We start from the raw sequence: 17,781 nt of genomic DNA, 5'->3' as shown, positions 1-17,781 counted from the left end.
GTTGTGCAGGTTGCACCACCGGCTCAAGACCCACGGCCGTTGGCGCTATCAGATGACCGAACCGGGCGTGTTCGACTGGACCAGCCCGCTGGGTCACACCTACCGCCGTGACCACACCGGCAGCACTGCCACCGGACGAGCGTGGCCAGAGCCCGGTACCCATCCCAGCGTGGGCCTCATCGAGCTCCCCGACCTCCAGACCCTCCAGACCCTCCGCGCCCACCCGCCCGACCAGTAACGACCCCGCCCCACACCCCGCCCCAGCGACACTGGCGGGGCCACCGGCACGCTCAGACCTGGTCGCCAACCCGCACCATCGCTCGCGCGATCACACCGAGGCGGCGCGCACCTTCGYAGCCAGTGCTTCCGGAGAGTCGGGCGTGCCGCCGTGCGCGGCGATCCAGGCGTACGCCTCCTCGCGCTCGGCGTGGCACATGAGCCCCACGACGTCCCCCGGTCGCCCCTGCGCGACCAGGGCCGCGAGGCACTCCACCTCGGTGTTGTACGTGTCGATGTCCTCGACCCCGACCCGGGCGGCGCCGGCGCGCAGCAGCGCGTCGATCTCGTCCATGGTGCGACCGCGCAGGTAGTGCTCCTTGTGCCCGATCGCGACCACGTCGCTGCCCTTGGCGCCGATCTCGCCCAGCGCGTCGATGAGCTCGTCGGTCCGGTCCCCCACGGCACCGAGACCGAGCAGCAGACGCGCGCCAGGGCGCCGTACGCCGATCATGATCTCGAGCAGCGCCTCGAGTCCGGCCTCGTTGTGCGCGAGGTCCATGACCACGGAGAGCTCGTCGCCGTCGACGGGGAGGGTGAAGAAGTTCATCCGGCCCGGATTGTGCTCGGCGTCGGGCAGGAACGACCGCAACCCCGCGACCACCGCGTCGGCGCTCAGCCCGATGGCCAGGGCTGCCGAGGCTGCGGCCAGCGTGTTCTCGACGTTGAAGCGGGAGAGACCGGCGAGGGTCATGGGTACGTCGACCAGCTCGACCAGCGGCTCCGGGTCGGCCCCGGGCCGCAGGACGGTGACCCATCCGTCGATGACGGTGGTGGCTCGGCCACCGTGGCCGACGATCTCGCGGATGGCCGGCGAGTCGGGGTCGCGGGAGAACACCCACGGCTTCGCCTTGGTGACGGCGCGCATCGCGAGCACGCGCGGGTCGTCAGCGTTGAGGATCGCCCACCCGTCCTTGCGAGTGATCTGCGGGACGACCGACTTCACCTCCGCCAGCTGGTCCACGGTGTCGATCCCCTGGAGGCCCAGGTGGTYGGCGGTGACGTTGGTGACCACCGAGACGTCGTTGTGGYGCAGCCCGATGCCCTTGAGCAGGATGCCGCCGCGGGCGGTCTCGGTCACGGCCAGCTGGACCTGCGGGTGCTCCAGCACCCGACCGGCACCACTGGGCCCGGAGTAGTCCCCCGCCTCGACGAGCTCGCCGTCGATGTAGATGCCGTCGGTGTTCGACCACCCCGTCAGCAACCCGTCGGTGCGCGCGATGTGGGCGATCATCCGGCTGGTGGTGGTCTTGCCGTTGGTGCCGGTGACGGCGACGACCGGCACCCGAGGAGTCAGCGTCGTCGGCCCGTCGCCCGCCTCGGCGGCGGCGACCGTCTCGGCAGCCGCGCTGACCGCGGCCTCCAGGTCGGGGGTCGGCAGCGCGTCGAGCGCGTCGGCGACGGCGCGTCCCAGGGACTCGGCGCGGCCCCGGTGGCGCCATGGGAACGCCACGACGAGGCGGTCGGGGTCACTGGTCGGACGGACCCGCACCGCGAGCCGCGTCGTACCGGACTCGGCCGCGATCGCCCGCACGAGCCGCTCCACCGCCCGCATCGCGAACCGCTGACGGAAGCCGCTGCCCGGTGCACCGGGCCGGGTGCTGCGCAGCCCGATCCGGCGCGCGAAGCGCAGCGCCGTCTCCTCCGACGCCTCCGCGATCGTCGTGACGTCGAGGGTCAGCTTGATGGCGGCGCGCGGGAAGTAGAGGTTGGGGCCCTCCAGGACCCGGAGCTCGACGAGAGAGTTCACGCGCGCACGCTACCGACAGCGGCGCGTCACAGCCCCATCGCGTGGAACCCGCCGTCGACGTGGACGATCTCACCGGTCGTCGCGGGGAAGAAGTCGCTGAGCAGCGCGCACACGGCCTGGGCGGTCGGGACCTGGTCGGTCTCGTCCCAGCCGAGCGGGGCGCGGTCCTTCCATGACGACTCCAGCGCCTCGAAACCGGGGATCGCCTTGGCCGCGAGGGTCTTGAGGGGACCCGCGGAGACGAGGTTGCAGCGGATGCCCTCGGGACCGAGGTCGCGCGCGACGTACCGCGAGGTGTTCTCCAGCGCCGCCTTCGCCACCCCCATCCAGTCGTACGCCGGCCAGGCCGACGTGGCGTCGAAGGTCAGCCCCACGATGGAGCCACCGCGCGACATCAGCGGGCGGGTGGCGACGGCGAGCGACTTGAGCGAGTACGCCGAGACCTGGACGGCCTGCGCGACGTCCTCCCACGGGCCCTCCATGAACTTGCCACCCAGCAGCGTCTCCGGGTTGCCGTAGGCGATCGAGTGCACGACGCCGTCGAGGCCGTCCACGTGCTCGCGCACCTGGTCGGCCAGCCCGGCGAGGTGCTCCTCGTTCGTCACGTCGAGCTCGAGCACCGGCGGCTCGACCGGGAGCCGCTTGGCGATCCGCTTGGTGATGCCCAGCGCCCGCCCGAAGTTGGAGATGAGCACCGTGGCGCCCTGCTCCTGCGCCACCTTGGCGGTTGCGAAGCCGATGGAGGAGTCCATCGTCACTCCGGCCACGAGGATCCGCTTGCCGTCGAGAAGTCCCATGTCAGTGCCCCATTCCGAGTCCGCCGTCAACAGGAATGACGGCTCCAGTCACGTAGGCGGCGCCGTCCGACGCCAACCAGGTCACGGCCGAGGCGACCTCGGCCGTGGCGGCGTAGCGCCCCAACGGGACCTGCGCCTTGATCGTCTGCTTCTGCTCGTCGGTGAGCACGTCGGTCATGTCGGTCTCGACGAAACCGGGCGAGACCACGTTGGCCGTGATCGAGCGCGACCCCAGCTCCCGGGCCAGCGAGCGGGACATGCCCACGAGGCCGGCCTTCGAGGCGGCGTAGTTGACCTGGCCGGCCGAGCCCAGGAGCCCCACGACCGAGGAGATGAAGATGATGCGTCCCCGGCGCAGCCGCAGCATGCCCTTGGCGGCACGCTTGGCGAGCCGGAAGGAGCCGGTGAGGTTGGTGTCGATCACGCTCGACCACTGCTCCTCCGACATCCGCAGCACGAGCGTGTCGGCGGTGATCCCGGCGTTGGCGACCAGGACCTCGACGGGTCCGTGGGCCTCCTCGACGGTCTTGAACGCGGCCTCGACGGCCTCCGGGTCCGTGATGTCGCAGCGGACGTCGAGGGCTCCCTCGGGCGCCCCGCCGCTGCGGGTGGTCACGGCGACCTTGTCGCCCTGGGCGAGGAACGCCTCGGCGATGGCACGGCCGATGCCGCGGTTGCCGCCCGTCACCAGGACGGAACGGGGCTCGGGGCTGGTGTCGTCACTCATGCTGCTCGACGCTAGTGATTACCCCGGGGTACACGAAAAGACCTCGCCGCGTCACTCGTCCTCGCCGCGTCACTCGTCCTCGAGGCGGAAGCCGACCTTCATGCCGACCTGGATGTGCTCGACCTGGCCGTCCTTGGCCTGGCCGCGGATCTGGGTCACCTCGAACCAGTCGATGTGGCGCAGGGTCTTGCCGGCGCGCTCGATGCCGTTGCGGATCGCCTGGTCGACGCCGTCGGGCGAGGTGCCGACGATCTCGGTCACGCGGTAGGTGCGGTTGGACACGGGTCCTCCTGGGGGTGTGGACGGTTCCTCCGGAGCCTAGCGACGACGGACCGGCCGTTGGGAGTACGACGTACAGTCGGGGACATGGCCCGCCGTGAGGATCAGAGTGCTCCCGTGCGCATCACCACCGCGGCGAGCAGCCACCACGCGGACATCGCGGCCCGCCAGCGCCGCTACATCATCTCGATGTCGATCCGCACCCTGTGCTTCATCGGCGCGGTCGCCGTCGGCCCCGGCTGGCTGCGCTGGGTGCTGGTCGCTGCGGCGCTGCTGCTGCCGTACGTCGCGGTCGTGATGGCCAATCCGGAGACCCGCAAGGACGACAGCTTCGAGCTCCGCGGTTCCCCGGCCACCCGCGAGCTTCCCCCGTCCGCCACTCGCCAGTAACCGGTTGTTGGTTTTGCCGATGCGTCATGCAAGAATCAACTTGCCACTTAGCATCCCCCGTCTGAGTGGCATCAGCGGTGCCGGACGGCTTCCCCCGTGGCTGTCCGGCACCGCCTCATTTCTGGAAGTGACAGGCCGGACACACCGGTGAGCACCGGACGGCGAGAGGGTGATCGAGGTTGAGCGACGAGCTCCCCGACACCTGCTCCGCGAAGGGCTGCACGGCACCGGCCACCTGGGCGCTGCTCTGGAACAACCCGAAGATCCACACGCCGGAGCGTCGCAAGACCTGGCTGGCGTGCGACGAGCACCGCACGACGCTGGGTGACTTCCTCGGGGCGCGCGGCTTCCTCAAGGACGTCGTCGCGCACCCTGCCTGACGCCGCCGCCTCGCCGTGTCCGGCCGGAACGAGCCTTGCCTCAGACGTTCCTAGCCGCCGATGGCGGACATCGGACGGTCCGGCTGGAGGAAGCTCGGGTCGTTGATGCCGTGACCCGGGAGCTTGCCGGCCATCGCGATCACCCAGCGGTCGGCGAGCTCGTCGTCGGAGGCGCCCGCGCGCATCGCGGTGCGCAGGTCGGACTCGTCCCGGGCGAAGAGGCAGTTGCGCACCTGGCCGTCGGCGGTCAGCCGGACCCGGTCGCAGTCGCCGCAGAACGGGCGGGTGACCGAGGCGATGATGCCGACCGTCGCCGGTCCCCCGTCCACGTCGAACAGCTCGGCGGGGGCACTCCCCCGCGGCGCGCCGTGCGGGGTCAGGACGAACTCGGCGCCCAGGGCTGCGAAGATCTCGTCGGCGGTGATCATCTCGGCGCGGCTCCACCCGTGCTGGGCGTCCAGCGGCATCTGCTCGATGAACCGCAGGTCGTAGCCCCGCTCGATCGCCCAGGCCAGCAGCTCGGGCGCCTGGTCGTCGTTGAGCCCGCGCAGCAGGACGGCGTTGAGCTTGAGCGGGCCCAATCCCGCTGCGCGCGCCGCCTCGAGGCCGGCGATCACGTCGTCGAGCCGGTCGCGGCGGGTGACCTCGTGGAAGGTCTCGCGCCGCACGCTGTCCAGGCTCACGTTGATCCGGTCGAGGCCGGCGTCGCGCAGCGCCTGCGCGTTGCGCTGCAGGCCGAGTGCGTTGGTCGTCAGCGACGTCTCGACGCCGCCGAGGTCGTGGGTGCGCCGGACGATGTCCACCAGGCCCCGCCGCACGAGCGGCTCCCCGCCGGTGAAGCGCACCTCCTGCACACCGAGGCGGCGCACCCCGATCGTGATCAGGCGGACGACCTCGTCGTCGGTGAGGGTCTGGTCGTYGGGCAGCCAGTCGAGCCCCTCGGCCGGCATGCAGTAGGAGCACCGCAGGTTGCAGCGGTCGGTGAGGGAGACGCGYAGGTCGGTCGCGACACGACCGTAGGCGTCCGCGAGGGGGAGCATCCGGGTCGTCACCTGGCCAGTCTAGGTGGTGGGCGGTCCCGGGGCCCCGCCACGGACCCGGTCACCGCCTTTCGGGCGGACTCGCCGACGGCGGGTGCGGGGGCGCCGGATAGCCTCGACGCGTGCGCCGGTTCCGCTTCCTGCTCAGCAGACGCTGGGTGCTCTTCCTGCTCACCGTCGTCGCGCTCGCGTGGGTGGCGTGGCGTCTCGGGGAGTGGCAGTTCCACCGCCTGGACGACCGCAAGGACCGCAACGCCGTCATCCAGCGCAACGAGACGCAGGACCCGGTGCCCGTCACCGACGTGATGGGCGTCGACCGCCCGCTCACGACCGACGACGAGTGGACGCGGGTCACCGCGACCGGCACGTACGACGCCGACTCCACCGTCGTCGTCCGCTACCGCACCCGCGACGGCTCCTCCGGGGTCGACGTGGTGGTCCCGCTGGTGCTCACCGACGGGACCAGCCTGCTGGTCGACCGCGGCTGGTTCGCCACCGACAACCGCGGGACGACGCCCGAGGACGTCCCCGCTCCCCCGGCGGGCGAGGTGGAGGTCGAGGGCTGGGTCCGCCTCGACGCCACCGGAGACAGCACCCAGGTGACCGACCGGTCCACGCGGTCGATCAGCAGCGCTGAGATCGGGCCCGCGATCGACCAGGACGTGCTCACCGGCTTCGTCGACATCCGCTCGGAGTCACCCGAGGCCGCGCAGCCGCTGGCCGCCGCGGAGCTGCCCGAGCTGAACAACGGACCGCACTTCTTCTACGGGCTCCAGTGGTGGTTCTTCGGCGTGCTCGCCCTCTTCGGCTTCTGCTACCTGGTGTACGACGAGGCGCGCGGCGGCCGCGGTCCCGTGCGCGGGTCGCGGCGTCGTCCGCCCGATCCTCAGAGCGCCCGCAGCATGCCACCGTCGACGGGGAGCATGACGCCGTTGACGAACGACGCGGCCGGGGAGAGCAGGAAGGCCGCAGCCCGACCGAACTCCTCCGGCTCGCCGTAGCGCCGTAGCGGGATCGTCGCCTCGGCGGCCGCCCGGGCCCGCGCCGCGTCACCCGACAGGGCGTCCAGCTCGGCGACCCGCTCGGTGGACACCCGGCCCGGCAGCAGCCCGTTGACCCGGACGCCTCGCGGTCCGAGCTCGTCGGACAGGGTCTTGGCGACCATGGCCAGCCCGGGCCGCAGCCCGTTGGAGATGGCCATGTCGGCGAGCGGCGCCCGGACGCTCGAGCTCAGCACCAGGGCCAATGACCCGCCGTCGCCGAGCGCGGCCCCGATCTCGCGGGACAGCCGCACCGCGCCGAGGAAGACCGAGCCGAACGCGGTGGTCCACTGCTCGTCGGTCATGTCGGTGACCGGACCCTTGGGGGGCCCGCCGACCGAGATCAGGGCGCCGTCGAGACGGCCCCAGCGATCCTGGGCCGCGGCGATCAACCGGCCCGGGGTGCCCGGGTCCGCGTTGTCGGCCTCCACGGTCGCGGCGGCATCGCCGAGGTCGGCGGCCGCGGACTCGAGGGAGGCGGCCGAGCGGCCGGAGAGGACGACGCGGGCGCCCTCCGCGACCAGGCAGTCGGCGGTGGCGCGGCCCAGGCCCCGGGCTCCCCCGGTCACGACGAAGACGCGATCCGTGAGTGACAGGTCCATGGCGTGACCCTAGACGGGGGCCGCATCCTCGCGGAACTGCGTGGCGTACAGGTCGGCGTACAGCCCGCCCTCGGCGAGCAGCGAGGTGTGGGTGCCGGACTGCACGACCCGGCCACCGTCCAGCACCAGGATCTGGTCGGCGTTGCGGACCGTGGACAGGCGGTGCGCGATGACCAGGGAGGTGCGCTCCTCGAGCGCCGCGTCGAGGGCACGCTGGACCGCGGCCTCCGACTCGCTGTCGAGGTGGGCGGTCGCCTCGTCGAGCACCACGATGGACGGCGACTTGAGCAGCAGCCGGGCGATGGCCAGCCGCTGCCGCTCGCCGCCGGACAGGCGGTAGCCGCGGTCCCCGACCACGGTGTCGAGGCCGTCGGGCAGCCCGCGCACCAGGGTGCCCACCTGGGCCGCCTCGAGGGCCTCCCAGATCTCCGCGTCACCCGCGCCCGGACGGGCGTAGACGAGGTTGGCGCGGATGGTGTCGTGGAACATGTGGGCGTCCTGGGTGACGTAGCCGACCGCGTCCTCCAGCGAGTCCARGGTGACGTCGCGGACGTCCTGGCCGCCGACTCGCACGACGCCGGACGTGGCGTCGTACAGACGGGCGACGAGGTGCGTGACCGTCGTCTTGCCGGCGCCGGACGGGCCGACCAGCGCCACCATCTGACCGGGCGCGGCGGTGAAGGAGACGCCGCTGAGGACCTCGCCGCTGTCGCGGGACTCGAGCCGGGCGACGTTCTCCAGGGACGCCAGCGACACCTCGTCGGCGCCCGGGTAGGAGAAGGACACGTCGTCGAACTCGAGCTGCGAGGCCGTGCGGGGCAGCACGACGGCGTCGGGCTTCTCGGCGACCAGCGACGGCAGGTCCAGCACCTCGAAGACCCGCTCGAAGCTGACCAGTGCCGTCATCACGTCGATGCGGACGTTGGAGAGTCCCTGGAGGGGGCCGAGCAGGCGCAGCAGCAGCGTTGCGAGGGCGAAGAGCGTGCCGACGGTCAGCGCGTCGTCCAGGGCCAGGTGGCCACCGACGCCGTAGACCAGTGCGGTGGCGAGCGCTGGGACGAGCATCATCGCGGCGCCGAAGATGCGGGTGATCAGGGAGATCCGCACGCCCAGGTCGCGGACGACTCCGGCCTTGGTGGCGAAGACCGCGTCCTCCTCGTCGCGACGGCCGAAGAGCTTGAGGAGCATGGCCCCGCCGACGTTGAAGCGCTCCGTCATGGCGTTGCCGAGATCGGCGTTGCCGTCCATCTGGTTGCGGGTCAGGCCGGCCAGCTTGGTGCCGACGACCCGTGAGGTGAGGAGCAGGATCGGGAAGAGCAGCAGGCACAGCAGGGTGACCTGCCAGCTCAGGGCGAGCATCGCGATGCCCACCACGACGACCGAGATCGAGTTGGAGACCGTGCTCGACAGGGTCGAGGTGAAGGCCCGCTGGGCGCCGATGACGTCGTTGTTGAGCCGGGACACCAGCGCACCCGTCTGGGTGCGGGTGAAGAACGCCAGGCTCTGGCGCTGCACGTGGCCGAAGACCTGCGTGCGCAGGTCGAAGATCAGGCCCTCGCCGATACGGGAGGAGAACCAGCCGCCCACCACCGCGAGGGCCGCACTGACCACTGCGACGCCGGCCATGGCCAGGGCGAGGAGGGTGACCAGGGTGCCGTCGTCGCCGTTGATGCCGTCGTCCACGAGGCGCTGCACGAGCAGCGGGTTGACCACCACGAGGCAGGCGTCGATCACCGTGAGGAGCAGGAACACCGCGATCAACCGACGGTGCGGGCGCGCGAAGGACAGCACCCGGCGCACGGTCTGGCGGCTCACGCCGCGCGGCACCTCCGACCGGTCCGTACGCATGTGGCGGAAGGCCGCGCCGCGTCCGGCACCACCCATCATCGACATGTGACCTCCTCGGCCGTCCTCACGCGAGCGACACGAGGTCGAGGTACCCCTCGTTCCACAGGTCCTCGTCCCCGTCGGGGAGCAGCAGCACCCGGTCGGGCTCGAGGGCCCGCACGGCCCCCTCGTCGTGGGTGACGAGGATGATCGCTCCCTCGTAGGAACGGATCGCGGCCAGCACTTCTTCCCGCGACGCCGGGTCGAGGTTGTTGGTGGGCTCGTCGAGCAGCAGCACGTTGGCGCTGGAGACCACGAGGGCGGCCAGGGCCAGACGGGTCTTCTCGCCACCCGACAGCACGGCCGCGGACTTGTGCGCGTCGTCACCGGAGAAGAGGAAGGAGCCGAGCACGCTGCGCGCCTCGCTGTCGGTGAGCTGGGGGGCGGCCGACTGCATGTTCTGGAGCACCGTGCGGCTGGTGTCGAGGGTCTCGTGCTCCTGGGCGTAGTAGCCGATCTTGAGGCCGTGGCCGGGCAGCACCCGACCGGTGTCGGCCTGGTCGACGCCGGCCAGGATCCGCAGCATGGTGGTCTTGCCGGCGCCGTTGAGGCCCAGGATCACCACGCGCGAGCCCTTGTCGATGGCCAGGTCCACGTCGGTGAAGACCTCGAGCGAGCCGTAGGACTTCGACAGCTCCTCGCCGGTGATCGGGGTCTTGCCGCACGGAGCGGGGGCGGGGAACTTGATCCGCGCCACCTTGTCGGAGGCACGCTCGCCCTCGAGTCCCGCCACCATCTTCTCCGCGCGCTTGAGCATCGACTGCGCGGCGGTGGCCTTGGAGGCCTTGGCCCGCATCTTGTTGGCCTGGTCGGTGAGGGTCTTGGCCTTGCTCTCGGCGTTGGAGCGCTCACGCTTGCGTCGCCGCTCATCGGTCTCGCGCTGGGTGAGGTAGTTCTTCCAGCCCATGTTGTAGACGTCGATGACCCCGCGGTTGGCGTCGAGGTGCATGACCTTGTTGACCGTCGCCTCGAGCAGGGCGTTGTCGTGGCTGATCACGATGAGCCCGCCGCGGTGGGACGAGAGGAACCCGCGCAGCCACACGATCGAGTCGGCGTCGAGGTGGTTGGTGGGCTCGTCGAGGAGCAGCGTCTCGGCACCGGAGAAGAGGATGCGGGCCAGCTCGACCCGGCGGCGCTGGCCACCGGAGAGCGTCTTGAGGGGCTGGTCGAGGAGTCGCGTCTCGATGCCGAGGCTGCTGGCGATCTGGGCGGCCTCGGACTCCGCGGCGTAGCCGCCGCCCGCGTGCAGCTCGGCGTCCGCCCGCGTCCAGCGCTTCATGCCGCGCTCGTGGACGGCGGGGTCCTCGGACGCCATGTCGACCTCGGCGTCGCGCATGCGGCGTACGACGTCGTCCAGACCGCGCGCGGACAGGATCCGCTCGCGGGCCAGCACCTCGGGGTTGCCGATGCGCGGGTCCTGCGGCAGGTAGCCGACCTCACCGTTGGACAGCACCGTCCCGGAGGCCGGCTGGGCCTCGCCGGCGAGGATCTTGGTGAGGGTGGTCTTGCCGGCGCCGTTGCGGCCGACGAGGCCGACCTTGTCCCCTGCGGCGATGCGGAAGCTGACGTTCTCCATGAGGAGGCGAGCGCCCGCGCGGACCTCGAGCTGCTGGGCGGTGATCATCGCTGGCAAGTGTACGGAGACCGGACCCACCCCTAGGAATCGGCGGTCACGCGCGATCGGCACGGAGCGGGTTAACCTGCCCCTCGGTCCTCCCCCTGCTCCGTCGAAAGGCACTCCACATGCGGTTCAACCCGAAGGCTGACATCAGCAGGGGTCGCGTCGGCGACGCCGGCCGCGGCGGAGGTGGCGGTGGCGGCGGCCCGATGCGCATCCCGATGCCCGGCGGCACCAAGGCCGGCGGCGGCATCGGCGGCATCCTGGTGATCATCCTGTTCCTCGTGCTCACCCAGTGCATGGGCGGCGGCGGTGGCACCACCACGGGTGTGGACCCGTCCGGCCAGGGCGGCAACCCCTCGGGCCTGGACGAGGACAGCGACCGCTACGCCAACTGCAAGACCGGCGCCGACGCCAACGACGACGTCGACTGCGCCCGCAAGGCCGTGGCCTTCTCCCTCGAGCAGTACTGGGCCAAGACCCTTCCCGAGCAGGGCGGCACCGAGTTCACCCCGGCGCAGATCGTCACCTTCAGCGGCGGCATCAACACCGGCTGCGGCCAGGCCACCTCGCAGGTCGGACCCTTCTACTGCCCGGCCGATCAGCAGGTCTACCTCGACACGACCTTCTTCTCCGACGTCCTCGAGGGCCAGCTCGGCGGCCAGGGCGGCGACTTCGTCGAGCCCTACGTCCTCGGCCACGAGTACGGCCACCACATCCAGAACCTGCTCGGCACCATGGGCAAGGTCCGCACCCAGCAGGGCCCCGAGTCCGACGCCGTGCGCCTCGAGCTCCAGGCCGACTGCTACGCCGGCATGTGGACCCGGGACGCGAGTGACGGCGACGGCATCCTCGCCGACCTCGACGAGGGCGACATCAACGAGGCCATCGACTCGGCCAAGACCGTCGGCGACGACCGGATCCAGCAGAAGTCGGGCCAGCGGGTCGACCCCGAGGGCTGGACCCACGGGTCGTCCGAGCAGCGGGTGCGCTGGTTCACCACGTCACGGACTACCCGGCCGCCCGGCCCGATCTCAGCCGAGCAGGGCCTCGATCTGGGTCACCTGCCGCTGCATGGCCATGATGTACGGCGCGACGGCGGGGTGGCGGAACTTGCCGGCGAGCGCACCCTCCCCGTCCGCGACCCGGCTGAGCGCCCAGTCGACGCGGGTCAGCGCCGTGTAGACGGCCGTCACCCGGGCGCCGAGCTCGGCCTCCTCGCGGGTCGCGAGGTCGCCGGGGAGCCCCCCGAGGTAGGCGTCGAGCAACGGCTCGAAGCCCTCGCGCGAGGACAACGACAGGTAGCCCAGGTCGGCGCCGACCGGCCCGGTGCCCAGGTGCGACCAGTCGATCGCCACCGCATCGTCCCCGTGCCGGACCGGGACGTTCGCCGCCACGGGGTCACCGTGCTGGGCCACGCGCGGCAGGTCGTCGCACCGCGACAGCCACATCTCGCGGCGGCTCCACAGGTGCTCAGCGATGTCCGCGGTCGGCGTGCGCGCCAGGGTGAGCCACCCGCCACGCCGCTCGACGAGCCCCAGCCGGGTGCGCAGCTGCCCCGTCGCCACCCACGGCTCGTGCCCGAGGTCGATACCGGCGAAGCGGCCGAGGCCGCGGGCGATGAAGAGTCCCCCGGGTGTCTCGCCCGCCACCCGCTCGTGGACGACCGTCACTCCGTCGTCGTCCTCCTCGATATGCACGACGGGGGCCTCCCGCAGCCCGGGCGTGCGGCGTACGACGCCCGACATCGCCACGTCGGCGGCCCGCCGCCAGTAGTTGGCGTCGTGGGGATCGCGCAGTCCGGGCGGGTCGGCCGGATCCGGAGCGGCCAGGCGCTTGACGACGACCTCACGCCCGTCCTCCACCGCGGACCACACCCCGAACGTGGACGGTCCGGCGCCCGCGAGGCGCTGCCAACCGGGCTCGGGCTGCCACATGGCGAGGACGCTAGCCGATGTCGCGGCTGCGGAAGCGCAACCAGGCGACGAGCAGCGACGCGGCCGCCAGGCCGGTCATCACCAGCTCGGGCCGCCACACGAACGCCTCCGCGGGGTACTTCGGCACGTGGTGGTACGGCGACAGCCCGATGACCCACTCCGGCAGCCGCAACGTCTCCCCCACCTGGCCCACGGTCACGAAGGCCGCGAGCAGCCCCCACCCGGCGATGGCCCACCGGCTCCGCAGCGTCAGCAGCACCAGGCCCAGCCCGAGCACCAGCCAGACGGCGGGGGCCTGGACGAGCGCCGCCCACATCGCGTCGACGCCGTCGCCCCGACCGACCGCGGTGGCGGTCCCCGATACCAGGAGCAGCCAGGTGGTCCCGACCAGGGCCAGCCCGCCCACCGCCAGCAGGACCCGGTCGCGGGTCGTCGCCGTCGCGAGCACGGTCTCGGTCCGACCGGCGTGCTCGTCGGCAGCGGCACGGGTGATGGCGGCGATCCCGAAGCAGGTGATCACCACCGCGATCACCGAGGCCAGCGCGAAGACCAGCGCGTCCTGCAGGGCGCCGAGGCCGCCCATCGCCTCGATCACCGCACGGGCGTCCGCGGAGTCGAGCATCGCGCCGATGCTGGGCACGATCGAGCCCATCAGCACGCCCATCCCGGCGATGCCGACGGTCCAGCCGAGCAGGGCGGTCGACTGGTTGCGCCAGGCGAGGGCGACCGCGTCCCGCAGCCGCGGCGAGCCGTGGGCCGGTCCGGGCCGGTCCGGCAGCAGGCCGGCGCCCAGGTCGCGGTGGCGTCGCAGGACGACCGCGGCGAGGACCAGCCCGCCCGCCAGCAGCGGGTAGAGGAGGAGGACCCACACGCGCGGCTCCGACCAGGCGCTCAGCCGGGTCCCCCACCCGAAGGGGCTCAGCCAGCCCAGCCACCCCACCGTCGTGTCACCCACCGCGCGAAGCAGGTAGAGCGCCCCGATGGTTCCCGAGGCCACGAAGCCGACCGTGCGCGCGCTGCTGGAGACCTGGGCCGCCAGCAGCCCCACCGCGGCACCCACCAGACCGATCCCGGCCCAGGACGCCCCGAACAGCACGGACCCCGCCACCGGGAGGCCGCTCGCCACGTTGCCGACGCAGGCGAGCACACCCACGACGGCCGCCGCGGCCGCTGCCTCGACGAGCGCCGCGGCGACGGGCGCGTCTGCCCCCACGGCGGTGGCGCCGACCAGCTCGGCCCGCCCGCTCTCCTCCTCCACGCGGGTGTGCCGGCGGACCAGCACGACGCCCAGGAAGGCCACGAAGACGGCGTACAGGACCGTCATCTTGGCCATCGCCAGCTCCCCCGCGCTCGACGGGTCGAGGATCGGGCCGTAGAGCGCGACGAGCGCCGGGCTGGCGTTGATCGCCTCCGCCGCGGAGACCCGATCGGCCGGGTCGGCGTACAGGCTGGCGGTGCCCGCCGCGCTCGCCACCACCATCGCGGCCAGGACGACCACCCACGAGGTGAGCAGCAGCCGGTCGCGCCGCAACGCGAAGCGGACCAGCAGCCCGGTACCCCGCAGCCGGTCGGTCACCGGGGGCTCCGGTAGGCGTCGAGGAAGAGCTCCTCGAGGGTCGGCGGGGTGCTGGTCAGGGAGACGACGCCGGCGTCGTGCAGCGCCGCGAGCAGCGGCGGGAGTCCGGCCGGGTCCACCGCGCACGTCACGACCCGCCCGTCGGCGACGACCTCGTGGACGCCCGGCACCGACGCCAGGTCGGGCACGACCCCCGACACCTCCGCCCGGACCCGGTTGCGTCGCAGGTGTCGCAGGTCGGCGAGCGTCCCGCTCTCCACCGTGCGGCCCTCGCGGATGATGGTGACCCGGTCCGCCAGGCGCTCGACCTCGCTGAGGATGTGGCTGGACAGCAGCACCGTGGTGCCGGCGTCCTTGTGCTCGGCGAGGCACTCGTTGAAGACCTGCTCCATGAGGGGGTCGAGTCCCGAGGTGGGCTCGTCGAGCACCAGCAGGTCGACGGGTGCGGCGAAGGCCGCCACGAGGGCGACCTTCTGCCGGTTGCCCTTGGAGTAGGCACGCCCCTTCCTGGTCGGGTCCAGCCCGAAGCGCTCGAGCAGCTCCTCGCGGCGGCTGTCGGCCGGCCGGACCCCGCGCATGCGGAGCAGCAGGTCGATCGTCTCCCCGCCCGAGAGGTTGGGCCACAGGCTCACGTCGCCGGGGACGTAGGCGAGCCTGCCGTGGATCTCGCTGGCGTCGCGCCACGGATCCAGCCCGAAGACCGTGGCCGACCCGCCGTCGATCCGCAGCAGCCCGAGCAGCACACGCAGGGTCGTGGACTTGCCGGCGCCGTTGGGCCCCAGGAAGCCGTGGACCTCTCCGGGCCCCACGGTCAGGTCCAGCTCGTCGAGGGCGCGGACGGTGCCGAAGGTCTTGACGAGGTCATGGATCTCGATCGGGTTCCCCACGCGCCGAGCGTAGTCCCGCGCGGGACTCCCGCATCAGGCGTTGGTGACGTCCACCGTGAGCGCCTGGGCGTCGGCGATCGCCTGGTCGAGCACCGCCCGGCGCGGGTCGGGCACGGCCAGCCAAGGCTCCACGACCCGCATGCCCGCCAGCCGGGGGTCGCCGAGCACCTCGTCGACGGCGGTCCGGTCTCCCCCGGCGACGAGCGGCCCGGCGCGCAGGATGCGGGCCGCGTGGTCGGCGGCCGCCTCGTAGGCCTGGCGCGCCTGGTTGTCGCGCCGTCGCGCGAAGCGCTGCTGGCTCTGCCCGCCGGCCTTGGTCCGCCCCTGGACGTGGCGCTGCCCGATCTTGTGCTCGACCATCCGTGGCCCCTCCATGCGGGCCACGGCGAAGCCGCCCTTGCGCACCAGCAGCACGCCCCACCGGTCGGCGGGCGTGGCCGCGGCGCGCAGCCCGGCGATGTCGGGGACGCCGTCGTACGCCGTGGCGAGAGGAAGCCGGGCGACGAACGACGAGCCGTCGTCGGCGTCACCGCGCAGCGCACCGTCCGCGACGGCGTACGACGTCGTCCCGTGGCGGGCGACGAAGTTGTCGGCCCAGCGCTCGAGGCGCGCGGGCGGGACCAGGACGACGGGCACGGCTCAGAGGAAGTCGAGCGGGTCGAACTCGTCGATGGGGATGACGCGGACGCGCGGGAGCGAGGAGGTGAAGGCACCGACGTCGTGCTCGAGGTCGATGATCCGCAGGCCGGGCAGTCCTCGGAAGGCCCCGTTGACGAACTCGCTGAACCCGACGACGCCGACCTGCCGGCTGCCGTCGCACAGGCGGGAGACCTGCTCGACGAAGTCCCCGTCGTGGCTGACCAGCATCACGTCGGCGTCGCGCTCGACGAGCGCATCCGCCGTGYGCTGGATGGCGATGTCGACCACCTTGCCCGCGCCGCTCAGCGGGACGGGCTTGAAGCCGATCGCGATGAGGGCCTGGACGAAGGTGGTCGGCAGCTCCGAGCCGACGGCGAGGAAGAAGAGGCCGACGACGTCCTGGTCGAAGGCCCGCTCGGTCCACTCCAGCAGTCGGTCCCACCGCGGCCGCTCCTCGGGACGCGGCCGGCGGCCGAGGATCGAGTTGCCGAGGGTGGCGTCGATGTTCTCGCCGTCGACGAGGAGGTACGTCGTCCGCCCGGCCATGGTCAGGCGCCGCCCTGGTAGACGACCCGGAAGTGCTCGCGCACCTCGTCGCCGTCGACCTCGACGCTGCTGACCTCGAGGAGCGCCCGCGGACGCCCCTCGGCGTCGCACAGGATGGAGAGCACGCCCTCCTCGGGCGGCGTGCCCCCGTGGTCGGCGAGCGACGCGGTCGTCGTGCCCTCCTCGTCGGCCAGCGCGGCCGCCACGAACGCGTCGGCCTCCGCCGCCTCGGTGCCGAAGGACCAGGCCGGCGGCGGGACCGACTCGAGCGGCGTCGGACCGAAGTACGACGGCGCCGCGTTGAGCTTGGCGTGCATGCGAGCGACGTTCCAGAAGGCGCGGACCTCCGGGTGGTCCGGCTCGGTCACGGTCACGTCTGGCTCGCTCATGACCGGAGCCTAGCCGGACGGCCGCCCGGGCCGCGGTGCCTCCCGGGTCGCGCCGACCCGCGCCTCAGACGTTGAAGCCGAGGGCGCGCAGCTGCTCGCGTCCGTCGTCGGTGATCTTGTCCGGACCCCACGGCGGCATCCAGACCCAGTTGATGGCCACGTCGTTGACGAGACCCTCCAGGGCGGAGTTGGTCTGGTCCTGGATCACGTCGGTCARCGGGCAGGCCGCCGACGTCAGGGTCATGTCGATGACGGCGTTGTGGCCCTCGTCGACGTGCACGCCGTAGACCAGGCCGAGGTCGACGACGTTGATGCCCAGCTCGGGGTCGACGACGTCCTTCATAGCCTCGGTGACGTCGTCGACGGTCACGGTGCTGCTGGCGCTGGTGCCGGGCGCGCCGCCGGCGGCGGGGACGTCGGGCAGGTCGCCATGGTCGACGGGGTGGTCGACGGGGTGGTCGACGGGGTGGTGGGCGGGGTGCTCCAGGGCACCGGTGCTGTCGTTGGTCATGCCTTCTCCTTCTCGAGACTCTGTGCGGTCGCGTCCTTCCACGCCATCCAGGACAGGAGGGCGCACTTGACGCGGGCGGGGAACTTGGCGACCCCGGCGAACGCGATGCCGTCCTCGAGGACGTCCTCGTCGGGCTCGACCTGTCCCTTGCCCTGCATCAGCTCGAGGAACGTCTGGTGGATCGTCATCGCCTCGTCGACGGACCTGCCGATGACCAGGTCGGTCATCACCGATGCCGAGGCCTGCGAGATCGAGCAGCCCATGGCGTCGTACGACACGTCGGAGACGACGCCGTCGGCGAGGTGCACGCGCAGCGTCAGCTCGTCGCCGCAGGTGGGGTTGACGTGGTGCACCTCCGCCTCGTACGGGTCGCGCAGACCCGCGTGGTGGGGGTGCTTGTAGTGGTCCAGGATGATCTCCTGGTAGAGCGAGTCGAGGTCCATCTACTCCCCCAGCTTGAAGTAGGAACGGGTCCGGTTGAGGCCGTCGACGAGGGCGTCGATCTCGGCC

The 17,781-nt window shown here is 72.2% G+C and carries 19 protein-coding genes and 2 pseudogenes; 5 read left to right on the top strand and 16 right to left on the bottom strand.

Annotated elements, in window-relative coordinates:
* Positions 1-238 (top strand): annotated as a pseudogene (locus ACXJKL_RS04815) (hypothetical protein); the annotation flags it as partial.
* 90 nt (positions 239-328) lie between these two features.
* Here the strand turns inward: ACXJKL_RS04815 and ACXJKL_RS04810 are convergent.
* The 4 genes from ACXJKL_RS04810 to ACXJKL_RS04795 form a co-directional block, all read right to left on the bottom strand.
* Positions 329-2,026 carry a Mur ligase family protein gene (locus ACXJKL_RS04810; RefSeq protein WP_457205918.1) on the bottom strand — a complete coding sequence of 566 codons (1,698 nt, stop codon included), beginning with the start codon at positions 2,024-2,026 and terminating at the stop codon, positions 329-331.
* A 26-nt stretch (positions 2,027-2,052) separates the two neighbouring features.
* A complete protein-coding gene (gene fabI, locus ACXJKL_RS04805) occupies positions 2,053-2,823 on the bottom strand; it encodes an enoyl-ACP reductase FabI (RefSeq protein WP_457205917.1) in 771 nt (256 codons plus the stop codon).
* Between the two features lies 1 nt (position 2,824).
* Positions 2,825-3,550 (bottom strand): 3-oxoacyl-ACP reductase FabG, encoded by a 726-nt coding sequence (fabG, locus tag ACXJKL_RS04800; RefSeq protein WP_457205916.1) that lies wholly within the window; start codon positions 3,548-3,550, stop codon positions 2,825-2,827.
* Between the two features lie 69 nt (positions 3,551-3,619).
* On the bottom strand, positions 3,620-3,832 hold the full coding sequence (locus ACXJKL_RS04795) for a dodecin (protein ID WP_457205915.1): 213 nt from the start codon (positions 3,830-3,832) through the stop codon (positions 3,620-3,622).
* Positions 3,833-3,946: 114 nt separating this feature from the next.
* Here ACXJKL_RS04795 and ACXJKL_RS04790 point away from each other — a divergent pair, with 114 nt between their 5' ends.
* Both ACXJKL_RS04790 and ACXJKL_RS04785 read left to right on the top strand, forming a co-directional pair.
* The gene (locus tag ACXJKL_RS04790; protein WP_457205914.1) at positions 3,947-4,219 is read left to right on the top strand and encodes a DUF3099 domain-containing protein; all 273 of its coding nucleotides are present in this window, start codon (positions 3,947-3,949) and stop codon (positions 4,217-4,219) included.
* Positions 4,220-4,398: 179 nt separating this feature from the next.
* Positions 4,399-4,599 carry an acetone carboxylase gene (locus tag ACXJKL_RS04785; protein WP_457205913.1) on the top strand — a complete coding sequence of 67 codons (201 nt, stop codon included), beginning with the start codon at positions 4,399-4,401 and terminating at the stop codon, positions 4,597-4,599.
* A gap of 50 nt (positions 4,600-4,649) precedes the next feature.
* Here the strand turns inward: ACXJKL_RS04785 and moaA are convergent, their stop codons facing one another.
* On the bottom strand, positions 4,650-5,639 hold the full coding sequence (moaA, locus tag ACXJKL_RS04780; RefSeq protein WP_457205920.1) for a GTP 3',8-cyclase MoaA: 990 nt from the start codon (positions 5,637-5,639) through the stop codon (positions 4,650-4,652).
* 122 nt (positions 5,640-5,761) lie between these two features.
* Here moaA and ACXJKL_RS04775 point away from each other — a divergent pair, with 122 nt between their 5' ends.
* On the top strand, positions 5,762-6,640 hold the full coding sequence (locus ACXJKL_RS04775; RefSeq protein ID WP_457205912.1) for an SURF1 family cytochrome oxidase biogenesis protein: 879 nt from the start codon (positions 5,762-5,764) through the stop codon (positions 6,638-6,640).
* Here the strand turns inward: ACXJKL_RS04775 and ACXJKL_RS04770 are convergent.
* Genes ACXJKL_RS04770 through ACXJKL_RS04760 form a run of 3 tightly spaced genes read right to left on the bottom strand, consistent with a single transcriptional unit; the run spans position 6,526 to position 10,792 of the window.
* Complete coding sequence (locus ACXJKL_RS04770; protein ID WP_457205911.1) at positions 6,526-7,281, bottom strand: SDR family oxidoreductase; 756 nt, start codon at positions 7,279-7,281, stop codon at positions 6,526-6,528. The two genes, ACXJKL_RS04775 and ACXJKL_RS04770, sit on opposite strands and share 115 nt — an antisense overlap.
* Before the next feature lie 9 nt (positions 7,282-7,290).
* Complete coding sequence (locus tag ACXJKL_RS04765) at positions 7,291-9,168, bottom strand: ABC transporter ATP-binding protein (protein WP_457205919.1); 1,878 nt, start codon at positions 9,166-9,168, stop codon at positions 7,291-7,293.
* Between the two features lie 25 nt (positions 9,169-9,193).
* Entirely contained in the window at positions 9,194-10,792 is a 1,599-nt protein-coding gene (locus ACXJKL_RS04760) for an ABC-F family ATP-binding cassette domain-containing protein (protein WP_457205910.1), read from the bottom strand.
* A gap of 119 nt (positions 10,793-10,911) precedes the next feature.
* Between ACXJKL_RS04760 and ACXJKL_RS04755 the strand changes: the two are divergent.
* Positions 10,912-11,736 (top strand): annotated as a pseudogene (locus ACXJKL_RS04755) (neutral zinc metallopeptidase); the annotation flags it as partial.
* A gap of 84 nt (positions 11,737-11,820) precedes the next feature.
* Here ACXJKL_RS04755 and ACXJKL_RS04750 read toward each other — a convergent pair.
* From ACXJKL_RS04750 to sufU, 8 genes are all read right to left on the bottom strand, one after another.
* Positions 11,821-12,723 carry a phosphotransferase gene (locus ACXJKL_RS04750; protein WP_457205909.1) on the bottom strand — a complete coding sequence of 301 codons (903 nt, stop codon included), beginning with the start codon at positions 12,721-12,723 and terminating at the stop codon, positions 11,821-11,823.
* Positions 12,724-12,733: 10 nt separating this feature from the next.
* Positions 12,734-14,299, bottom strand: coding sequence for an ABC transporter permease (locus ACXJKL_RS04745; protein WP_457205908.1), 1,566 nt, complete (start codon positions 14,297-14,299; stop codon positions 12,734-12,736).
* Entirely contained in the window at positions 14,296-15,186 is an 891-nt protein-coding gene (locus tag ACXJKL_RS04740) for an ABC transporter ATP-binding protein (protein ID WP_457205907.1), read from the bottom strand. The genes ACXJKL_RS04745 and ACXJKL_RS04740 overlap by 4 nt, the downstream gene beginning before the upstream one ends.
* 33 nt (positions 15,187-15,219) lie before the next feature.
* Entirely contained in the window at positions 15,220-15,822 is a 603-nt protein-coding gene (locus ACXJKL_RS04735) for an acVLRF1 family peptidyl-tRNA hydrolase (RefSeq protein WP_457205906.1), read from the bottom strand.
* A 3-nt stretch (positions 15,823-15,825) separates the two neighbouring features.
* Positions 15,826-16,371, bottom strand: coding sequence for an NYN domain-containing protein (locus ACXJKL_RS04730; protein WP_457205905.1), 546 nt, complete (start codon positions 16,369-16,371; stop codon positions 15,826-15,828).
* Positions 16,372-16,373: 2 nt separating this feature from the next.
* Positions 16,374-16,760, bottom strand: coding sequence for a hypothetical protein (locus ACXJKL_RS04725; protein WP_457205904.1), 387 nt, complete (start codon positions 16,758-16,760; stop codon positions 16,374-16,376).
* 64 nt (positions 16,761-16,824) lie between these two features.
* On the bottom strand, positions 16,825-17,271 hold the full coding sequence (locus ACXJKL_RS04720) for a metal-sulfur cluster assembly factor (RefSeq protein WP_457205903.1): 447 nt from the start codon (positions 17,269-17,271) through the stop codon (positions 16,825-16,827).
* Positions 17,268-17,714, bottom strand: coding sequence for a Fe-S cluster assembly sulfur transfer protein SufU (sufU, locus tag ACXJKL_RS04715; RefSeq protein WP_457205902.1), 447 nt, complete (start codon positions 17,712-17,714; stop codon positions 17,268-17,270). The genes ACXJKL_RS04720 and sufU overlap by 4 nt, the downstream gene beginning before the upstream one ends.
* Positions 17,715-17,781 lie beyond the last annotated feature (67 nt).

The organism is Nocardioides sp. P5_C9_2, assembly GCF_054049555.1.
The sequence above is the reverse complement of the archived record's forward strand: the minus strand, read 5'-3'. Positions and strand labels throughout refer to the sequence as shown.